23 protein-coding genes are annotated in these 19,468 nt (G+C 66.3%); 10 read left to right on the top strand and 13 right to left on the bottom strand.

Annotated elements, in window-relative coordinates:
• Positions 1-110 precede the first annotated feature (110 nt).
• Genes BACI348_RS15165 through BACI348_RS15140 form a run of 6 tightly spaced genes read left to right on the top strand, consistent with a single transcriptional unit; the run spans position 111 to position 4,269 of the window.
• Positions 111-974, top strand: coding sequence for an HpcH/HpaI aldolase/citrate lyase family protein (locus BACI348_RS15165; protein WP_159827152.1), 864 nt, complete (start codon positions 111-113; stop codon positions 972-974).
• Between the two features lie 24 nt (positions 975-998).
• Positions 999-1,937 (top strand): DUF2797 domain-containing protein, encoded by a 939-nt coding sequence (locus BACI348_RS15160; protein ID WP_159827149.1) that lies wholly within the window; start codon positions 999-1,001, stop codon positions 1,935-1,937.
• Between the two features lie 58 nt (positions 1,938-1,995).
• Complete coding sequence (locus tag BACI348_RS15155) at positions 1,996-2,220, top strand: DUF3188 domain-containing protein (RefSeq protein WP_159827146.1); 225 nt, start codon at positions 1,996-1,998, stop codon at positions 2,218-2,220.
• Positions 2,221-2,261: 41 nt separating this feature from the next.
• Positions 2,262-2,723: an FAS1-like dehydratase domain-containing protein gene (locus tag BACI348_RS15150; protein ID WP_159827143.1), complete on the top strand. Its 462-nt coding sequence runs from the start codon at positions 2,262-2,264 to the stop codon at positions 2,721-2,723.
• A 2-nt stretch (positions 2,724-2,725) separates the two neighbouring features.
• Positions 2,726-3,163, top strand: a complete 438-nt coding sequence (locus BACI348_RS15145) for a MaoC family dehydratase (RefSeq protein WP_159827140.1) — start codon at positions 2,726-2,728, stop codon at positions 3,161-3,163.
• Between the two features lie 38 nt (positions 3,164-3,201).
• A complete protein-coding gene (locus tag BACI348_RS15140) occupies positions 3,202-4,269 on the top strand; it encodes a UDP-N-acetylmuramate dehydrogenase (protein WP_159827137.1) in 1,068 nt (355 codons plus the stop codon).
• On the opposite strand, the gene BACI348_RS15135 is transcribed toward BACI348_RS15140, so the two are convergent.
• Positions 4,250-4,759: a hypothetical protein gene (locus BACI348_RS15135; RefSeq protein ID WP_159827134.1), complete on the bottom strand. Its 510-nt coding sequence runs from the start codon at positions 4,757-4,759 to the stop codon at positions 4,250-4,252. The two genes, BACI348_RS15140 and BACI348_RS15135, sit on opposite strands and share 20 nt — an antisense overlap.
• 69 nt (positions 4,760-4,828) lie before the next feature.
• Between BACI348_RS15135 and BACI348_RS15130 the strand changes: the two genes are divergently transcribed.
• The gene (locus tag BACI348_RS15130) at positions 4,829-5,935 is read left to right on the top strand and encodes a winged helix DNA-binding domain-containing protein (RefSeq protein ID WP_159827131.1); all 1,107 of its coding nucleotides are present in this window, start codon (positions 4,829-4,831) and stop codon (positions 5,933-5,935) included.
• Positions 5,936-6,053: 118 nt separating this feature from the next.
• Here BACI348_RS15130 and asd read toward each other — a convergent pair whose 3' ends face one another.
• The 12 genes from asd to BACI348_RS15070 form a co-directional block, all read right to left on the bottom strand.
• A complete protein-coding gene (gene asd, locus BACI348_RS15125) occupies positions 6,054-7,184 on the bottom strand; it encodes an aspartate-semialdehyde dehydrogenase (RefSeq protein ID WP_159827128.1) in 1,131 nt (376 codons plus the stop codon).
• A gap of 120 nt (positions 7,185-7,304) precedes the next feature.
• Positions 7,305-7,739 (bottom strand): hypothetical protein, encoded by a 435-nt coding sequence (locus BACI348_RS15120; RefSeq protein ID WP_159827125.1) that lies wholly within the window; start codon positions 7,737-7,739, stop codon positions 7,305-7,307.
• A 1-nt stretch (position 7,740) separates the two neighbouring features.
• Positions 7,741-8,403 carry a hypothetical protein gene (locus BACI348_RS15115; protein ID WP_159827122.1) on the bottom strand — a complete coding sequence of 221 codons (663 nt, stop codon included), beginning with the start codon at positions 8,401-8,403 and terminating at the stop codon, positions 7,741-7,743.
• A gap of 19 nt (positions 8,404-8,422) precedes the next feature.
• Entirely contained in the window at positions 8,423-9,403 is a 981-nt protein-coding gene (locus BACI348_RS15110) for a WXG100 family type VII secretion target (RefSeq protein ID WP_236557573.1), read from the bottom strand.
• 76 nt (positions 9,404-9,479) lie between these two features.
• A complete protein-coding gene (locus tag BACI348_RS15105) occupies positions 9,480-9,698 on the bottom strand; it encodes an NF038396 family protein (RefSeq protein ID WP_066277964.1) in 219 nt (72 codons plus the stop codon).
• A 4-nt stretch (positions 9,699-9,702) separates the two neighbouring features.
• On the bottom strand, positions 9,703-10,287 hold the full coding sequence (locus tag BACI348_RS15100; RefSeq protein WP_159827119.1) for a dihydrofolate reductase: 585 nt from the start codon (positions 10,285-10,287) through the stop codon (positions 9,703-9,705).
• Positions 10,284-11,087: a thymidylate synthase gene (locus BACI348_RS15095; RefSeq protein WP_159827116.1), complete on the bottom strand. Its 804-nt coding sequence runs from the start codon at positions 11,085-11,087 to the stop codon at positions 10,284-10,286. Before BACI348_RS15095 ends, BACI348_RS15100 begins: the two co-directional genes overlap by 4 nt.
• 9 nt (positions 11,088-11,096) lie before the next feature.
• Positions 11,097-11,603 (bottom strand): DUF1648 domain-containing protein, encoded by a 507-nt coding sequence (locus tag BACI348_RS15090; RefSeq protein ID WP_159827113.1) that lies wholly within the window; start codon positions 11,601-11,603, stop codon positions 11,097-11,099.
• A gap of 49 nt (positions 11,604-11,652) precedes the next feature.
• Positions 11,653-12,621, bottom strand: a complete 969-nt coding sequence (locus BACI348_RS15085) for an NUDIX hydrolase (protein WP_159827110.1) — start codon at positions 12,619-12,621, stop codon at positions 11,653-11,655.
• An 11-nt stretch (positions 12,622-12,632) separates the two neighbouring features.
• Positions 12,633-14,882, bottom strand: a complete 2,250-nt coding sequence (locus BACI348_RS15080) for an RNA degradosome polyphosphate kinase (protein ID WP_159827107.1) — start codon at positions 14,880-14,882, stop codon at positions 12,633-12,635.
• Between the two features lie 129 nt (positions 14,883-15,011).
• The gene (gene mshD, locus BACI348_RS15075; RefSeq protein ID WP_159827104.1) at positions 15,012-15,980 is read right to left on the bottom strand and encodes a mycothiol synthase; all 969 of its coding nucleotides are present in this window, start codon (positions 15,978-15,980) and stop codon (positions 15,012-15,014) included.
• 50 nt (positions 15,981-16,030) lie between these two features.
• On the bottom strand, positions 16,031-16,729 hold the full coding sequence (locus BACI348_RS15070) for a winged helix-turn-helix transcriptional regulator (protein WP_159827101.1): 699 nt from the start codon (positions 16,727-16,729) through the stop codon (positions 16,031-16,033).
• Between the two features lie 339 nt (positions 16,730-17,068).
• Between BACI348_RS15070 and BACI348_RS15065 the strand changes: the two genes are divergently transcribed.
• The 3 genes from BACI348_RS15065 to BACI348_RS15055 all read left to right on the top strand — a co-directional run bounded on the left by BACI348_RS15065 (position 17,069) and on the right by BACI348_RS15055 (position 19,407).
• Positions 17,069-17,836, top strand: a complete 768-nt coding sequence (locus BACI348_RS15065) for a permease (RefSeq protein WP_159827098.1) — start codon at positions 17,069-17,071, stop codon at positions 17,834-17,836.
• 170 nt (positions 17,837-18,006) lie between these two features.
• A complete protein-coding gene (locus BACI348_RS15060; protein ID WP_159827095.1) occupies positions 18,007-18,615 on the top strand; it encodes a nitrobindin family protein in 609 nt (202 codons plus the stop codon).
• A gap of 39 nt (positions 18,616-18,654) precedes the next feature.
• A complete protein-coding gene (locus tag BACI348_RS15055) occupies positions 18,655-19,407 on the top strand; it encodes a flavodoxin family protein (protein WP_159827092.1) in 753 nt (250 codons plus the stop codon).
• Positions 19,408-19,468: the final 61 nt, after the last annotated feature.

The following is a 19,468-nucleotide window of genomic DNA, read 5'->3' as shown; positions in this document are numbered from 1 at the left end:
GGACCAGGCGGGGTCCCACCGCCCCGTCACAACCCGTTTAGTTCGTATTGATCCTCCCGAGCCGGCCGTTTTCGTCCCCGTGCCCCTTCCTGGCCGGATACGGTAGATACATGACGTCTACCATCGCCACCGAGACCGTAAGGCCGGAACGCAATATCCCAGCAGAGATCGCCCGCTCCTGGCTCCTCGTGAATGCCATGAAGACCGAGCTCTTCGACCAGTCGGCCGTCTCCCGCGCCGACTCGATCATCCTGGATATTGAAGATGCCGTGGACCCCTCGCAGAAGGACCAGGCCCGGAACAACGTCATCGACTGGCTGACCGCGGGCGGCAAGGCCTGGGTCCGCATCAACGACGCCACCAGCCCCTTCTGGGCGGACGACCTCGCGGGCCTCCGCGGCACCCCGGGCCTGCTTGGCGTGATGCTCGCGAAGACTGAATCCGCGGACCAGGTCACCGAGAGCTTCCACCGCATGGACGGCAAGACGCCCGTCATCCCGCTCGTGGAATCCGCCGTCGGCATCGAGGAAGCAAACCACATCGCCAAGGCCCAGGGCGCGTTCCGCCTGGCCTTCGGCTCCGGCGACTTCCGCCGCGACACCGGCATGGCCGCCACCGCCGAAGCCATGGCCTACCCCCGCGCCAAGCTGGTTGTCGCCAGCCGTGTGGGCAACCTGCCGGGCCCCATCGATGGCCCCACGGTGGGCACCAACCACCCCATCCTGCGCGAGCAGACCGGCATCACGGTGATGATGGGCATGACCGGCAAGCTCTGCCTGGCCATCGACCAGACCCCCGTCATCAACGAGGTCATCAGCCCCACGCCGTCCGACGTCGCCTGGGCCACCGACTTCATGGCAGACTTCGAAGCCAACGGCCGCGTCATCCGCGACGGCTCCGACCTGCCCCGCCTGGGCCGCGCCGAGAAGATCATGAAGCTCGCGGTAGCCTTTGGAGTGCAGCCCGCGCTGTAGCAACCCTTTCTTTCAGGAGACCCCGTGACCGATACGCCCTATCTGGTCCACGGGGTCTTTTGGCCTGCGCCGCCTGAGCAGGCCGGCGCGCCTGGGGCGCCTCCCGTCCTGCGCCTCCAGGCTCCTGACGGCACCTTCCTCGAAACAGCGCTCGACGACGGCACGCGGCTGGGCTTCCGGCTCGCCGCCGGGAGGAAGTCCTGCCTGGGCCATCACCGGGTGCACGGACCTGCCCGCCGGGACCATGTCCTGTGCAGGAACCAGTCTCCGGCGGCCCGCGGCCATCAGTGCGAGCGGTGCTTTGTGGCGGACGAGTTCCGGTTGATGCACGAATTCCACCGGGGCGGCGGCGTCCCGCCCGGGCTGCGCAGCTACCTCATGCAGCCGCACTGGCTGTATGTGGCCACCTTCGCCAACGGGGCCAGCAAGGTGGGGACAGCGTCGGACCTCCGCAAGTGGCAGCGGCTCGCCGAACAGGGCGCCGTGGCTGCCAGCTACGTTGCCCGCGCTGCCGACGGACGGGTGGTGCGGATCCTCGAGGACCTGGTAACGCGCGACGGCGGCCTGCCGCAGCAGGTGCGTTCCGCCGCCAAGGCTGCCGCCCTGGCGGCCCCCGCACCCGCAGACCGGCTCAGTTCCCACAACGCCGCGCTGGCGGACGATGCGCGCCGGCTTCTGTCCACGGCGGGCGAAACCGGTTTCGAGGTGGTGCAGGAAACCTGGAAGAGGCCGGGGCTGGCGGGGCGTTTGTGTTCCGTAACTGCCCGGCACCCCTATCCGCACGAGCTCGATGCCGGCGCCCACGGTTTTACCATCCGCTCCGTCTGCGGCCCTTTTGTGCTGGCCACCCTGGAGGGAACTGACCTGGAGTTCGTGCTGGACCTGGGCCGGCTCAAAGGCCGCACCATCGAACTCGGGGAACACCGCTCCGAGGTTCCGGCGGTCCAGGAAGCGCTGTTCTGACCCGCAGCCCGCCCCGGCTGCCGAAGGACCACCGGACCCTGCCCGGTAGACTGGCACGGTGCTGAACGAATTCTGGGCCACCGCGCCGACCCGCTACAAAGTCCTGGTGTTCAGCGCGATGGGGCTGATCGCCGTCGGCATCATCCTGAACCTCATCGGCAACACCAGCGGCAACCAGGCACTGGCGGTGGCCTCCCTGCCCCTGATCGGGCTGGGACTCGTGCTGCACATCGCCGGCATCGTGGTCCGCGGCCAGTCCATCCGGAAGAACCTGCGCCGGTAACCTTTCGGGCCGCTCCGGAGCCGGACGATAGGCTTGGGCCCATGACTATCAATCCGGACCTGCAGGGCAGAAGCTACCCTGCCGCAGAGGTGTACGACGTCGGCCGCGAGAAGATCCGCGAGTTCGCGCGCGCCGTCAAGGCAACCCACCCTGCACACTTCGACGTGGACGCCGCCAAAGCCTTGGGCCATGCCGACCTTGTTGCCCCGCCGACGTTTGCCATCATCATCGCCCAGCGGGCCGACGCCCAGCTCATCGAGGATCCGGAGGCCGGCATCGACTTCTCCCGCGTGGTCCACGCCGACCAGCGTTTCACCCACCACCGCCCCATCTTCGCCGGCGACCGGCTGGTGGCGGAGCTGCATGTGGACGGCGTCAGGGCGATGGGCGGGGGAGCCATGATCACCACCCGCTCGGAAGTCTTCGCCCTCGGCGCGGACGATGCCCGCGAGCCCGTCACCACCACCACGTCATCCATCCTGGTCCGCGGAGAGGGACAGTAGCCATGAGCCTCAGCATCCACGAACTCAGCCCCGGCCAGGAGATCGGCAGCCGCACCATCGAGGTCACCCGCACCGACCTCGTCAAGTACGCCGGTGCGTCCGGGGACTTCAACCCGATCCACTGGAATGAAGCCTTCGCCACCGGCGTGGAACTGCCCGGCGTCATCGCCCACGGCATGTTCACCATGGGCTCCGCCGTCCAGCTGGTCACGGACTGGGCGGGCGACCCGGCCGCCGTCGTGGACTTCCAGACCCGCTTCACCAAGCCTGTCCTGGTCACCGACACCACGGGCACCGAGGAGCCCGGCGCCACCATCGAGGTCAGTGGCCTCATCGGCAAGCTCGACGCCGAGACCAACACCGCGCGTATCGACCTCACCGTGGTTTCGGCGGGCCAGAAAGTCCTGATGAAGGCCCAGGCCGTGGTCCGGCTTAGCTGAGCCGGAAGCGTGTCGCACTTTCCCGATAGGGTTGTCTGGTGACTTCCACCCTGCTTTCCCAGTTCACCACGGCCGCCGTCGGAGGCCCAGCGGGCACCTTTATCGAGGCCCGCTCCGAGGCTGACATCATCGACGCCGTCCGCAGCGCGGACGCAGCAGGGGAGCCGCTGCTGATCATCAGCGGCGGCTCCAACCTGCTGATTTCCGACGACGGCTTCCCAGGTACCGTGGTCAAGATCGCCTCGGAGGGGTTCACCGTCAATGCCGAGGACTCCTGCGGCGGGGTGGCCGTGGTGGTGCAGGCCGGACACAACTGGGACAAGCTCGTGCAGCACGCCGTCCTGCACGCCTGGTCCGGGATCGAGGCCCTGGCCGGCATCCCGGGCTCCACCGGGGCAACCCCCGTTCAGAACGTGGGCGCCTATGGTTCAGACGTTTCGCAGACCATCGCCGCTGTGCGGACCTGGGACCGCGAGCGGAACGCCGTCAAAACCTTCACGAACTCGGAGCTGAAGTTCGGCTACCGGGACTCCATCCTGAAGCAGACCACCGTCAACGGTTCACCCCGCTACGTGGTGCTGACGGTGGAGTTCCAGCTGCCGATCGGACGGATGAGCGCCCCCATCCGGTACGCCGAACTGGCCCGCTCGCTGGGCGTGGAGCAGGGAAAGCGCGCCTACTCCACGGATGTGCGCCGGGAGGTGCTGCGGCTCCGGGCGTCGAAGGGCATGGTCCTGGACCCGGCGGACCGGGACACCTATTCCACGGGGTCGTTCTTCACCAACCCGATCGTCCCGGCGGAGGTCGCCGCGGCGCTGCCGGAAAGCGCGCCCCGCTACCCGGGCGGCCGGGACGGGCTGGTAAAGCTTTCCGCTGCCTGGCTGATCGACCAGGCGGGCTTTGGGAAAGGCTTTGGGCTGGAACCGGACAGTGTCAGTGGCGGCCGGGCGTCCCTGTCCACCAAGCACACCCTGGCCATCACCAACCGCGGCTCAGCCAAGGCAGCAGATGTGGTGGCCGTTGCGCGCGAGGTGCGTGCCGGCGTCGAACGCCGCTTCGGAATTGCGCTGCACCCGGAACCGCTGCTTATTGGCCTGACGCTCTGACCTCGGCTGGCCGCCCGCCGTTGCCGGCGCACTCCAATGCTTGGGCGGCGCGGACATGCGCGGCCATGCCCAGCATGGCTGCAGCCCAGCCCGACAACGCAAGGTAGGGCCCCATAAACAGCCAGACCAGGAGCCCCGGAAGCGCGGGATTGGCGCGGCCGGCGATGATACAGGCCACCAGTCCCGCCACTGCGACGGCGTGCGAGAGGACCCAGAGGACTTTCCCGCCGCCCGGGTGGTGCTTCCAGTCGCGGACAACGCGGAGTGGGCTGCGGTTCACCCGTATGCCGGGGAAAAGGACGGCGTAGCCACCTCCGAGGCTGAAGGCGAGGGAAGGCAGCAGCAGCGAAAGTTCGGATTCCCCGTGAGCCAGGAATCCGGTAACGGCCGGGACTCCCAACCCAACACCGAGCAGGACAGACGCGGTCCCGCCGATCATCCAGCCTTGTGTTTCACGCGCGGGCAACTGCCACAAACTCCCCAAAGTCATGGTTCCACCCTAACCGCCGCGGCTGCGCGGCACTGACCAGCCCTGCTGCGCCTGGCCTAGGATGAGGGCATGTCAGGATTGGCCCTGAAACGGCTCAGCCCCAGGATCATGGGCCGGCTGCGGCTGGCCTCCCAAGGCTTGCTCGCCCCGGGACTGTCCTCCGTGCCGGAGGCGGTCCGCTGGATGACCGCCATGCAGGCCCAGGACCTCCAGGCGGCGCTGTGGGCCGTGGGGCTCCGGGCGCCGGGTTCGGGCCTGGCGGACGTCCGTTCCGCCCTTGATTCCGGCGCCGTGGTCCGGTCCTGGCCGATGCGCGGAACGCTGCACCTGGTGGCGCCGGAGGACCTGGGCTGGATGCTGAACCTCACGGCGGAACGGCTCACCAAGGGTATCGCTTCCCGGCACCGGGAACTGGACATCACCTGGACCGATATTGAAAACTGCCGCGGCGTTGCCCTGGAGCGGGTTTCCGGTGGCGGATCGTTGAGCCGCAGCGGGTTATTCGAGGTGTTTGAAGCGGCCGGGCAGCCCACCACAGGCCAGCGCGGCATCCACATCCTGGGAACGTTGTGCCGGCATGGCTGGCTGGTCCAGGGGCCGCTGGCCGGAAACCAACAGTTGCTGGTGGCCTTCGACGAGTGGATTCCGGTGTCGCGGAAACTCGGGCGTGAAGAGGGTATTGCCGAGTTCGCCCTGCGCTACTTCCGCAGCCACGGCCCCGCCACGCTGCGTGACTTCGCCTGGTGGACGCAGATTCCGTTCACCGAGGTCAGGGCCGCCTTCGAGGGCGTTAAGGACCAGCTGGTGGAGCTGGAGTTTGAGGGCTTGAATTACTGGGTGTCGCCGGAAACGGCTTCATTGCTCGACGGCGGCGTCCCCGGCCAGCGGTCGGTCCTCCTGTTGCCCGGCTTCGACGAGCTTGTGCTGGGGTACCAGGACCGGAGCCTCGTCCTGGCTCCTGAGCATGCCAACAGGATCGTGCCCGGCGGCAACGGCGTCTTCAAGAGAACGGTGGTGGCCGGGGGAGAGGTGATTGGCACGTGGGCGCGGGAAGGCACCCGCCCAGGTGCCGGCGTCGTGCCTGAACTCTTTGATGACGGCCGGCCACTGGGGCCGGCCGCGCAGGCTGCCTTCACCCGCGCCGCCCAACGCTACCTCGCCTTCCTGGGGGCCTGACTCTGCGCGCGCCGCCCCGCCTGAGTGGCCAGTAACGCCCGAGCGGCCCTGCCCCGCCTAACCGGCGCCGGGCAGCAGCGGTTATGCGGGTCAGGGCCGCTCGTGGCAGCGGGAGGCTCTACAGGTTGCCGGTGGCGATGTTGAGCATGCGGCGCAGCGGCTCGGCAGCGCCCCAGAGGAGCTGGTCGCCCACGGTGAAGGCGCTGATGTACTGCGGGCCCATTTCCATCTTGCGGATGCGGCCCACGGGGATGTCCAGGGTGCCGGAAGCGGCGACGGGGGTCAGTTCCGCCATGGAAGCTTCCTTGGTGTTCGGAACCACCTTGGCCCATTGGTTGTCCTCGGCCAGGAGCTTTTCGATCTCGGCGACGGACAGGTCCTCGCGGAGCTTGAGGGTGAGGGCCTGGGAGTGGGAGCGCATGGCGCCGATGCGGACGCAGAGGCCATCCATGACCACGTGGTTTTCCGCGGAGGTCCCCAGGATCTTGTTGGTCTCAACCCCGGCCTTCCACTCTTCTTTGGACTGTCCGTTGCCCAGGTCCGCGTCGATCCAGGGGATCAGGGAGCCGGCCAGCGGCACACCGAACTGGGTGGCGTCGATGTCCGTGCGCTGGTGGGCCAGGACCTTGCGGTCAATGTCGAGGATGGCCGACGCCGGGTCGTCCAGTTCGGTGCTGACCTCGGCGTTGAGCGTGCCGAACTGGCTGAGCAGCTCGCGCATGTGCCGGGCGCCGCCGCCGGAAGCAGCCTGGTAGGTCATGGAGGTGCCCCACTCCACCAGGTTGTTCTTGAACAGGCCGCCGAGGCCCATAAGCATGCAGGACACCGTGCAGTTGCCGCCGATGAAGTCCTTCGTGCCGTTGACCAGGCCCTTGTCGATGACGTCGCGGTTGATGGGGTCCAGGACGATGATCGAGTCATCGTTCATGCGCAGGGTGGAGGCGGCGTCGATCCAGAGGCCGTCCCAGCCGCGGCTGCGGAGCTCGCCGTGGACCTGCTTGGTGTAGTCGCCGCCCTGTGCGGTGACGATTATGGGCAGCTTGGCCAGCGTGTCGACGTCGAACGCGTTTTCGAGCTTGCCGGCGCCTTCAGCGAAGGAAGGCGCGGCACCTCCCGCGTTGGAAGTTGAGAAGAACACCGGGTTGATGTTGGCGAAGTCGCCCTCGTCCTGCATGCGCTGCATGAGGACGGAACCGACCATGCCGCGCCATCCGACCAGGCCGACGGAAGGGGTAGCTGCTGTAGTCATTCGTACAGTTTAGACTTCGGAACCGGCACAGTGCAGTCGGTTACGTCACGCCGCGTGCTCGGTGTAAAGGGTGTCGTTGCGCCGCGCGCGTTCACCGCCCATTTCCATCGTTTGGGCACCCTACATATCGAACTGGCGGGCCGTGGGCTCGGGGATTCCGCGCTCCGCCCGGAGCCGTTTGGCTTTGGAAGCCACACCTGCCATGCGCACGGCATAGAGCACACCGCCTGCTCCGGCGACGGTCAGGATCAACGCTCCCCACAAGGGGTCCTGGCCACGGCTGGTGGGTCCAGTCACCAGCAGGAGGGAGAACGCCGCCAGCGCGGCGAAGAAGACCGCCAACACCAGGAAACCGCCGGCGGACCGCACCTGCGGGTGGGAGCTGGCTGTCACCACACCAAGCTCATCCTTGGCATAGCTGTGCAGCCGGCCGTCCACTGTCCGGAAAAGGAATCGCTTGTCACCGCGCGCCAGCGCCTGGTCGTGGTAGGCGCGGACCTGGTCATCGGAGTTGGGGCCGCCGCCCGCGTTGCTGCCTGGAATGCCGTTCTGCACGCTAGTCCTGCCGGATCGATCGGATGTGGTCCAGGACCTGGCTGTCCGTCAGGCCCGTGATTTCCTGGATGGGTTCGGAGGGCGCATCGATGACGCCGTACCCTACTGCCCAGCCCTGTCCGCTGCGCTTGACCAGAAGTTGTTTTTCCGCGCCGTCCGCCAGTAAACGGATGGTGGCTCCGCCGGCTGGGTGGTCTTCGAGGTGCTTGCGCACGATGAAGAAGTTGCCTTCCGCCGGGGTGGAATCGGGACGCTGGGCCATCGCGAACCAGCTGAGGTGGGCGCGGGGCTGCAGCAGGATCCGGTACTCGGCGGATTCCACCGACAGGACATTGTCCACGGAGTCCGCCGTCAGGAGGTTGATCTGTACCCGCTTGGCTGCCTCGGTCAGGGCCTGGGTCACGGCTGCGACCGGGCCGGCCACGGACAGTTCCCCACCCGGTCCAACGGTGGCGGCGCCGCGGGCCACCAGGGACGAGGCTCCGGCGGAGAGCAGGGAGGCGTCGTCGAGTTCAGCCTCAAGCCGCAGTGCCTTGGCCGAGGCTTCGGCCGCCGGGCCACGCCGGAGGTTCAGGAGCACCAGGAGTTCGGCGAAGCCGAAACCGATCGCGTCGGGATAGGCCTGGCCGGAGGCCGAGGACCGGGCTGTCGTTGTTTCAGTCACTGGTTGTTCTCCTCAGTTCTCAGAAGCCAAAAAAGTCGCCGACGGCGTCGACTCCGTCGCTGATGGCCCCGCCTACGGCCTGTGCGCCATCCGCGATTTTGTCTCCGACGTAGTTCACGGAGTCGTGGATGACGGGGACGTTGTCGTAGAGGGCCAGGGCGCCACTGGCCACCATACAGACCGTACCCGCCGGTGGTGGCAGGAACGAACCCGCGCCCAGCAGTGCTTTGGTGGTGGAGTAGGCAGCAGAACCGTAATCGCCCTCCTGGAAGTTGTTGAAGGCGTCGAGGCTGTCCAGTCCCACGCCCACAACGCCGAGGCCCTTGCCGAAGGCGTCGAGGTATTTGAACGCATTGGTTCCATCGGCGAGGTTCAGCACCTCGTGGAATTTTCCTTCAAACAGGCTGTTGGACAGGTTGAAGAACTTGCTGAACTCATTGGAGTTCTGGAAGGCCCGCCAGGCCGCAGGGTCCATAAAATCACCGATGCGCGACTTATGGAGCATGGCGCCGATGTCGAACAGACCTGCCCGGAGGTTCGGGAACGCCTTGGTGAGGCCGTAGATGTCCCAGCCGTCGCGGAACGGCGAGTCCGGGTCTGCCAGCCAGTCGGGGCCCCAGGGGTTGGTGCTACCTTGACCGGGGACCGTCCCGCCGGGGCCGTTACCGCCCGGCACCCCCGCATCCAGTCCGCCTCCACCGCCGTTGCTCGCCTTCTCCTGCTGGTTGGCGTTCTCGAGGAGCTTTTTGGATTCCTGCTTCAGCGCGAAGGCGGCCTGCTGCAGCATGGCCCGGTGGCTGCCGTTCCACTCGGACCGGAACGCAACCGCGTCCTGGCCCGTCCATAAAGGCGAATTGTTGATCTGGCTGCTCAGCTGTGTGGACTGCTGCAGCAGCAGGTCCGCCGTCTTGCCGAACTGCTTTGCCAACGTCCGCAGTTCGGCTACGTCCGCGCCCCACAAATTTCCTGCCACCCGGAGGTCCCCCAATTTCTCTGTCACGCTGAAACTCAGCCCAGCCTAGTAGCCGCCGGATCCTGCCACGATGGGGTGTCCTCCCCATGTGCGGCACAAGGTGCTAGCCGCGCTCCGACTCCTCCAGCACAGCAGCTTTCCGCGCACGGAGGGCGAAGAAGGCGCCGAACGCGAACACCTGCGTCACCACCACCAGCACAATGGCGCCGGCGATCTTATTGCCGCCCAGGATCATGGTCAGCCCCACGATGGCGGAGAGCAGCGCCAGCAAGGGCAGCAGCATGTAGCCGAGGACGAACAGGGTTTCAGGTTTCTTCAGCATGTTCCTAGCCCTCAGTCCGAGACCATTTGGTGAATCTGTAGCGTGTGCCGTTGGCGGCCGTCAGCCAGCCGTCCGGTGGGACGGAAGCAGCCGCTTCCCAGCCGGTGCCGAGCTCGGGGGCGAACGTGTCGCCGTCGGCATCGACGTCGATGGTGGTGACAACCGCGACGTTGGCGAGTTCGGTGGACTGGCGGAAAATCTCGCCGCCGCCCAGAATCCAGACGGTCTCCCCGCCGTCGACGAACTGCGACTCCAGCAGCGCGTCATCAAGGGAGGGAACTACGACGGCGCCCTCCGCCTCAGGCGTGTCGGCCCAGCTTTTCTGCCGGGTGATGACGATGTTGGTGCGGCCGGGCAGCGGACGGAACTTGTCCGGGAAGGACAGCCAGGTCTTGCGGCCCATTACCACGGGGTGGCCCATGGTGAGCCGGTTGAAGTGTTTGAGGTCTTCGGGCAGGTGCCACGGCATGTCGCCGTCCTTGCCGATGACACCGTCGGGCGTCTGCGCCCACACCAGGCCCACACCGGTCACCGATGCGGCCAGCTCTTCCGTGAAGGACTGCGGATCGGTGGAGTTTTCCGTACTCATACCGCGATCGGAGCCTTGATCGTGGGGTGGTGCTGGTAACCCACCACTTCGAAGTCCTCAAGGGTGTAGTCGAAGATCGAAGCGGGCTTGCGCGTGAGCTTCAGCTGCGGGTACTCGTACGGCTCCCGCTCCAGCTGCTTGAGGACCTGGTCCATGTGGTTTTCGTAGATGTGCACGTCGCCGCCCGTCCAGACGAATTCGCCGGGCTCCAGTCCCACCTGCTGGGCCACCATGCAGGTGAGCAGTGCGTAGGAGGCGATGTTGAACGGCACGCCCAGGAACATGTCCGCGGAGCGCTGGTACAGCTGGCAGGACAGCTTGCCGTCCGCCACGTAGAACTGGAAGAACGCGTGGCACGGTGGCAGCGCCATGTCGTGGAGTTCGGACACATTCCAGGCGGAGACGATGTGCCGGCGCGAGTCCGGGTTGGACTTCAGGTTCTCAATAAGCTCGGCGATCTGGTCGATGTGGCCGCCGTCAGGGGTGGGCCAGCTGCGCCACTGCACACCGTAGACGGGGCCCAGGTCGCCGTCGGCGTCTGCCCATTCATTCCAGATGGTGACGCCTTGGTCCACCATCCACTTGATGTTGGTTTCGCCGCGCAGGAACCACAGAAGCTCCACCGCCACGGACTTGAAGTGGACCCGCTTGGTGGTGATCAGCGGGAAGCTTTTCGCGAGGTCAAAGCGGATTTGGCGCCCGAAAACGCTGGTGGTTCCGGTTCCGGTACGGTCCGATTTGTGCGTGCCGGAAGCCAGGACATCGCGCAGGAGGTCTTCATAAGGCGTTGGGATGCTCACGCCTAAAGTCTACCGGGGCGCCGGGGGAACAGCGGGAGGCACGGAGGCGGCCCGGACGGCCCGGACCACTAATATCGCGGCGTAGACCATCAGCAGGACGACCGGCGGCCACATTGTCCAGGGCCCGGCGAGCTCCAGCCAGCCACGGATGCTCAGCCAGCACAACAGCACGGCCAGGGCCGGTGTCAGATCCGCGAGGACTCTTTTGCCTTCTGTGGCTTCGATGGCGGCCCGCTGGGGATCCGCAGGTCCGCCTTTGACTGCGGCCGCTGGAAGGAACCGGTGCAACAGCCACAGGAATGCCACCACTCCGGCCCCTATCAGCAGCGACGAAAAGACGGCTGGCACTGACTTGCCGGCAAACCTGTCAGGCTCGCCCGCGCCATCCCAATGCACAGGGACAGAGTTCGGCATGCCCGGGTACAGGGCTGTTCCCAGTACAGCGGTGGCCGCCAGCAGCAGCAGGGACGGCACGAACCAGGTCCGCCGCCGCCCTTTGCCCGGATCCATTTTCATCAGTTCTTCCCCTCCCCGGCTTCCCGGGGGTCAAGCTGCGGCCGCCACCTCAGTCGTCGAAGGGCCTGAACTGCTCCACTGCCACGATCCTGTTTTTGGCGCCCGGGGCCACATGGCACACCACGAGTTCGCCGGGGGACAGATACGGTTCCTCGGTGGGCAGGAGTGCGGCCAGGTGCTGCGGCATGTGTTTGGCCAGTTGCCCGAACACGGTGGGCAGCGCCGGGCGGTGCGTGCAGAGAACCACAGGCCGCTGCTTGTCAAAAAGGGCCTCGACGACGGCTGCTGTTTTCTTCGGGTTCCGCCCATGGCGGTGTTCGGTCAACGCCTCCGACAGTTTCACCTTCGCGCCGGACGCCTTCGCGTATGGTGCCACGGTGGCCACGCACCGCAGCCACGGGCTGGTGACCACCCGAAGCGGCTTCCAGGTCTGAAGCAGCCGGCCCACGGCCTGCGCCTGGCGGGTTCCGGTGGCCGCCAGCGGGCGCTCACCTTCGGCCTTCGACCAGGACGAGCGGGGTTTCGCCTTCGCGTGGCGGAGCACCAGGAGGGGCCAGGTGTTCAGTTCGCCGCGCTCATGGGCGTCCCGCAGGTACTCGAGGGGCGCGACGTCGGACGGGTTGGACAGCAGCCGGGCCGCCTTTTCGGGCGGGCACCACATCACGCTGTCCACCTCCTTCCCGTCGGGCACCAACCTGTCGCCGTTGACCCGGACAGCCCAGTAGTGGACCACCTTCAAGCCGGAAGCCACATGGTAGTGGATCGGCGGCAGCGGGATGCCCAGCGACGCTCTGAGCCCTATCTCCTCCCACACCTCGCGGACGGCGCACTCAGGGACGGTCTCACCGTCGTCAATCTTGCCTTTCGGCCAGGACCAGTCGTCATAGCGGGGCCGGTGGATCAGCAGGACCTCAAGCTGGTCCTTGTTCAGACGCCAAGGCAGCGCACCGGCAGCCGTGACGGCTACCGGTTCGCCTGGGTGGTCTGTCTGGTCGGCTACAAGTGCGTCGCTCGACAAAACCGCGGCCCTTACCGTCGGCTCAGGCTGCGTTGCCGTGGCCGCGACGCCAGCAGGAACGACTGAACGTCCTCCAGCGGCCTGCCGTCGTCGCCCAGGTGGTGGCGAGTCCACTTCCCCTCGTTGTCCAGGTGCCAGCTGGCGGTTTCCGGCGCCATGTAGCGGCGCAGCAGGTCCAGCACATAGTTGATGTCGTCGGGTGCGCTGAGCTGGACCAGGGCTTCCACCCGGCGGTCCAGGTTGCGGTGCATCATGTCCGCAGAGCCGATATACACCACAGGGTCCCCGCCGTTGGCGAAGGCGAACACGCGGGAGTGCTCCAGGAACCTGCCCAGGATGGAGCGGACCGTGATGTTTTCGCTGAGCCCCGGCACGCCAGGGCGCAGTGAGCAGATGCCCCGGACCACCACGTCCACCTTCACGCCGGCCTGCGATGCACGGTAGAGCGAGTCGATGATGGCTTCGTCCACCATGGAGTTGACCTTGATCTGGACGCGGCCCGGCAGCCCCGCCCTGGCGTTGCGGATCTCGGTCTCGATCCGGTCGATCAGGCCCGAACGCACCGAACGCGGAGCGACCAGGAGGCGCTTGAAGGTTGACTTGGGGGCGTAACCGGAGAGCTGGTTGAACAGCTTGGACAGGTCCTCGCCCACCTGTTCATTGGCGGTCAGGAGGCCAAGGTCCTCGTAGTAGCGGGCCGTCCGGGGGTGGTAGTTGCCGGTGCCGATGTGGCAATAACGCCGCAGGCCGTCCACTTCCTGGCGAACCACCAGTGAGAGCTTGCAGTGCGTCTTCAGGCCAACGATGCCGTACACCACGTGCACGCCGGCCTGTTCCAGCTTGCGGGCCCAGGAGATGTTCGCCTGCTCATCAAACCTGGCCTTGATCTCCACCAGGGCCAGGACCTGTTTGCCGGCCTCGGCCGCATCAATCAGGGCGTCCACAATGGGGGAGTCCCCCGAGGTGCGGTACAGGGTCTGCTTGATGGCCTGCACCTTGGGGTCCGCCGCCGCTTGCTCCAGGAACGCCTGCACCGAGGTGGAAAACGAATCGTACGGGTGGTGGAGCAGGATGTCCCGCCGGCGCATCGCCGCGAAGACGTTGGCTGCCTTGGACGTCTCGGACTCGTTGAGGTAGCGGGAGGTGTGGGGCACGTGCTTGGGGTAGTGCAGGTCGGCGCGGTCGATGCCCGCGATGACCGACAGTCCGCGAAGGTCCAGCGGTGCGGGGACCGAGTAGACCTCGGACTCCTCAACACCGAGTTCGCGGATCAGCAGTGCCCGGATGTTGGGGTTGATGTCGTTGGTGACCTCAAGCCGCACAGGAGGGCCGAAACGGCGGCGCAGGAGTTCCTTCTCCAGCGCCTGCAGGAGGTTCTCGGCGTCGTCCTCTTCCACCTCCACGTCCTCGTTGCGGGTGACGCGGAAGGTGTGGTGTTCCAGGACCTCCATGCCGGCGAACAGCCTGTCCAGGTGGACGGCTATGACTTCCTCAAGCGCGATGAAGCGGGCCACCCGGCCGGGCACTGCACCGGCGCGGGGACCGTCGATGGAGATCAGGCGCGGCAGTTGGTCCGGCACCTTGACACGGGCGAACAGTTCCTTGTCGCTCACCGGGTTGCGGACCACCACGGCCAGGTTCAGCGAAAGCCCCGAAATGTACGGGAACGGGTGCGCCGGGTCCACAGCCAGGGGCGTCAGGATGGGGAACACTTTTTCGGCGAACATCTGGCTGAGCTGTTGCTTCGCGGCGTCATCCAGTTCGTCCCAGTGCATGAGGTGGATGTGCTCATAGGCCAGGGCCGGGCGGATCTGGTCGGCGAAGACCTGGGCGTGGCGCTGCTGCAGCCGGTGCGCTTCCTCGCCAATCTTTTCCAGCACCTCCACCGGGCTCAGGCCGGCGGGGGAGGGGACAGCGAGTCCCGTGGCGATACGCCGCTTCAGGCCGGCAACGCGGACCATAAAGAACTCGTCCAGGTTGGAGGCGAAGATGGACAGGAAGTTGACCCGCTCCAGCAGATACAGCGTGGGGTCCTCGGCCAGTTCCAGAACCCTGGAATTGAACGCGAGCCAGCTTAGTTCGCGGTCCAGGAAGCGGTCCGGCCGGATATCCCCTTCGGGCTCGAGGTTGGGCGCAAAGTCCGGGATGTCAATGCGGTCCTGCGTGGCCCGCGACGCCGGGACCTCCGAGGAACCGAAGCGCGCACGCACCGGGACTGGAGCCTCTTGGGACGTGGCTGCTCCGGACGGTTCCGGGTTCATGGCATCTCCTTTACCTGGCGCTTGATGCTGCCGTTTCCGGCCGGCGCGGTTCTGTTTCAACCTTACAAGCTTTCACGGCGGCAAAGCCCTCGATTTAGTGTCCGGAACCCCATGCGTCAGGCGATTGGACTAACCCGCCGCCGGGCCGTACATCACGTCCATGTCCCAGCGGGTGAAGCCCAGCCGCCGGTACAGGGCAACAGCCGGCGCGTTATCGGCGTCGACATACAGCATCACGGCGTGCAGTCCCTGGTCCTGCAGGTGTTTGATGCCTGCCACCGTGAGGGCCTTGCCCAGCCCTGACCCCTGGGCCCCAGGGGTTACGCCTACCACGTAGATCTCCCCGATGGCGGGATGCGAGCCGTGCCGGGGATGGACCTTGGTCCAGTGGTAGCCGAGCAGTTGGCCCTCCCCGTCCACGGCCAGCAGGAATCCTGCCGGGTCGAACCAGGATTCGGCCATCCGGGCGTCAAGGTCCGCCCGGGTGAGGCTGCCCTGCTCCGGGTGGTGGGCGAAGGCGGCGCGGTTGGCAGCCAGCCAGGCGTCCTCATCCTGCCCCGGCACAAACGTGCGGATGGCCACGCCGTCCGGCATGGCGGCGTCGGGAAGGTCCGCCGCCGCGGTGGTCATCCGCATCTTCCACAGCTCACGCACGGGCACGTAGCCGTAGCGGGCGGCGAGGTCAGCGGCGGCCTCGTGGTTGCCGTGGGACCAGGCCTTCAGGCCGTGGAACCCGCGCCGGTCCTGGAGGGCGCCCACCAGGCGGTCAGCCACACCCTGGTTGCGGTAGCTGGGGTGGACGGCGATCTCCACCACGCCGGTGCCGTCTGTCTCCTCCACCACTGCGGCGAACCCGGCCAGGTCCTGGCCGGAGGAAGGATCCGAGTCCTCGTCCGGTGCGTACAGGGCCAGGGTCAGCAGCTTGTGGTCAGCGGAATCGCCGGCGCGCATGCTGATCAGGGTCTGCTCGGAGATGGACGGGTTTCCGTCCGACTCTTCCGCCGCTGTCAGGAGGTTGCCGCAGTCCTTCAGAAGCTGCTGGTCAACCGCGCCGTAGACTGCATGGACGGGCCACTTCTCAGGGTGCGCTGGGGTCATGAAGCAAGGCTATACGGGTTCGCCGCATCCGGGACCGAAGCGGAGCCGTCTCAGGCTTCGGTCAGTTCGTCTTCCTGCTGCCGGACCAGGGTGAGCCGGTAGCCGACGTTGCGGACAGTGCTGATGAGGTTCTCGTGGTCCGCGCCCAGTTTGGCGCGCAGCCGCCGCACGTGGACGTCCACGGTGCGCGTGCCGCCGTAGTAGTCATATCCCCACACCTCGGTGAGCAGTTGCTGGCGCGTAAATACGCGGCCCGGGTGCTGCGCCAGGTACTTGAGGAGCTCGAATTCCTTGAACGTCAGGTTCAGCGGCGCACCGTTCACACGGGCCGTGTAGCTCGCTTCGTCGATAACGACGCCGGCGGCCCGGATCTCGGACGGGGCATCCTCCTGCTCGGGGACGGCCCGGGCAACGGAGAGCCGGATGCGGGCTTCCACTTCGGCAGGGCCGGCGGATTCGAGGACGATGTCGTCCACAGCCCAGGCGGAGGAAACGGCAGCCATGCCGCCTTCAGTCAGGATGAGCACCAGAGGGGCGCTGAGGCCGGTGGCCTTGAGGAGCTGGGTGAGGGACCGGGCGCCCACGAGGTCCTTGCGTGCGTCGAGCAGCACGATATCGCAGGGGTCGGTCTCCAGGAGTGCCGTTGGCTCGGCCGGGAGGATATGTACGCGGTGGTTGAGCAGTTCCAGGGCAGGGAGGATGTCCACCGATGATCCGGTGCTGTTCGTCAATAACAGGATGTGCGACATTGTTCCTCCAAGGGCCGTCCGCGCATCTTTGGGCGACTGAACCGGGTTCTCACCGGCCGGTACCAGCTCCCGGCCGCGGTTTTTGGGGCCGCTGCAACCGCAGCGATCCTGCCACCTCAGCAGGGAACTTAGCTGAGCCTCGAGTATACCCGGCAGGCCCGCAACAGGTATGGATAAGTTTCGGATCAATATACGTTTTGCGACATATCCCGTTCACATAAGGCAGGATTGGAGCAGGCTGGATGCCCTGGCACTGAGGGCGGACGCCGTCTTCGTACGCCAACGCAGGATGGGATGCAGCGCAGTGAGTGCACAGACTAAGCCCCGGCCGGGATCCGCATGACGCCGGAACTTCAGGCACCCGTGCGCTCCCTGGGCTCGTGGACCATCGGTGTGGCGGGCATCGCGGGGCTGGCAGCCATCATTGCCGGGGTTTATACGTCCCGTGAGGCCCTTGTGGGCGTCGCCGTGGCCATCGCTGCCGCTGTTGGCACCGGCTGGCCGCATTTCCTCAGAATTCCCGCCAAGAAAACCCTTGCCGCGGTGATCGGCCTCGCCGGGGCCGGGTCGGCCCTCGCCGCCGCCTACGCGCCTGCCCCGGGTTACCTGGACTGGTCACCGCCTTTCATCGCGCTGGGAATCATGGCGGTCTTTGTAGTCCAGCTCATCCGCGGAACCGGGCAGGCGCAGCGCCTGGAGTCCACCCTCGGATGTTCGGTGGGCGTGCTGCTGTCCTGCCTGGGCGCCGGATGGATCGCCGGTGCCAGGTTCAACGGGGTGCGCGAGATGCTGCTCGTGGCGGCCATCAGCGCGGCGGTGGCCCTGCTGGCGGGGCTGATCCGCTGGCCGGACAGCATCGTGGCGCCGCTCGGGATTGTCCTCGCCGGGCTGGCCGGTCCGCTGGCCGGGCTGGTCCTCTCCGACATTTCGGTCCTGCCGGCCGCCATCTTCGGTGTGGTGGTGGGCGCCGTGCTGGTGAGCTTCCGGCGTCTCGTCACCCTCCGCGGGGCTCCGCTTAATATTCCTGCTGCCCTTGGCATGGGCCTGGCGCCCGTTTCGGCGGTGGGTTCGTTGGCCTACTTCATAGACAAACTACTCATCTACTAACGGTTAGGATGGCATCATGTCCGTACTTGCATTTGAAATCTTCTTCCTTGTCCTGCTCGGCATCGCCAGCGTATCCATGGCGTGGTTTGCCGGCTTTGTTGTCTACCGCCTCTTCAAAGGGCAGAAGTAGACCCCTTTTCCGCACTCACCAGTTTCCCGAGGTAACCGCTGTGCCGATTGAGATTCCCACAGACCTGACTCCAGAACTCGTCCCGCTTTCCTGGCTCATTGGTGAGTGGGAGGGCCGCGGCCGGCTGGGCAGCGGGGACGAGGATTCGGAGCATTTCCTGCAGCACGTTTCGTTCACGCACAACGGGTTGCCGTACCTGCAGTACCGTGCGGAGAGCTGGCTGACGGACGACGACGGCACGCGCCTGCGGCCGTTGACGGTCGAGGCCGGCTTCTGGGCACTGGAGCGCGAACAGCTGGATGCCGACGGCGGCCCCGGCCTGATCCCTGCGGACATTGTGCCGGTGCTCAAGAGCGCGGATGAGGTGGAAGCGCTCCGCAACAGCGACGGCGGCTTCAACATTTCCGTCTCCATAGCCCACCCCGGTGGCATTTCGGAACTGTACTACGGGCAGATCAAGGGCCCGCAGATCCAGCTGACCACGGACATGGTGATGCGGGGAAGCCATTCCAAGGACTATAGTGCTGCCACCCGGATCTTCGGGCTGGTGGACGGTAACCTCCTCTGGCGTTGGGATGTGGCCGTTGGCGGTAAGGAAGGCAAGGGGCTTGAAGCCCACGCGTCTGCCTTCCTCAAAAAAGTTTCCTGACCCCAACAGGCCCGGAGGAACGAAAGAGGGGCGCGCCACATGGAAGATCCCCGGAACCTGCAGGCCCCACCGGATAAGCGGGACTACAGCGACCTGAAGGCCGTTTTCTTCAACGGGACCCTCAAGAGATCACCGCAGACCTCCAACACGGACGGGCTGATCGCCATCAGCCGGCTCATCATGGAAAAAGAGGGCGTCAGCACCCGGGTGATCCGCACCGTGGACCACGATATTGCCAGCGGCGTCTACCCGGACATGACCCAGTACGGCTGGCCCACCGACGAATGGCCCCGGCTGTATCCGGCGGTGCAGGAAGCGGACATCGTGGTGGTGGCCGGGCCCATCTGGCTCGGCGACAACTCCTCCCAGACCAAGAAGCTGATCGAACGCCTCTACGCCCACTCCGGCGAACTCAACAGCAAAGGCCAGTGGGCGTTCTATCCCAAAGTAGGCGGCTGCCTGATCACCGGCAACGAGGACGGCATCAAGCACTGCGCCATGAACGTCCTCTACAGCCTCCAGCACATAGGCTTCAGCATTCCGCCGCAGGCCGATGCAGGCTGGATCGGTGCTGTGGGTCCCGGCCCGAGCTACCTCGATGTTGGCTCCGGCGGTCCCGAAACGGACTTCACCAACCGGAACGCCACCTTCATGACCTGGAACCTGCTGCACCTCGCCCGGACCCTCAAGGACGCCGGCGGCTACCCCGCGTACGGCAACCTCCCCAAGGAATGGACTGCCGGAACCCGCTTCGATTTTGAAAACCCGGAATACTCCCCACCCGCACCCTAGCCTCGCAAGGCCGCACCGGCTCCTTGCCCCCGCAAGCTCGGGCCGGAATACTCCCTGACCA

It is taken from the genome of Arthrobacter sp. 9AX, assembly GCF_902506095.1.
Classification (GTDB): Bacteria; Actinomycetota; Actinomycetes; order Actinomycetales; family Micrococcaceae; genus Arthrobacter.
This window is presented reverse-complemented; position numbering and strand designations above follow the sequence as displayed.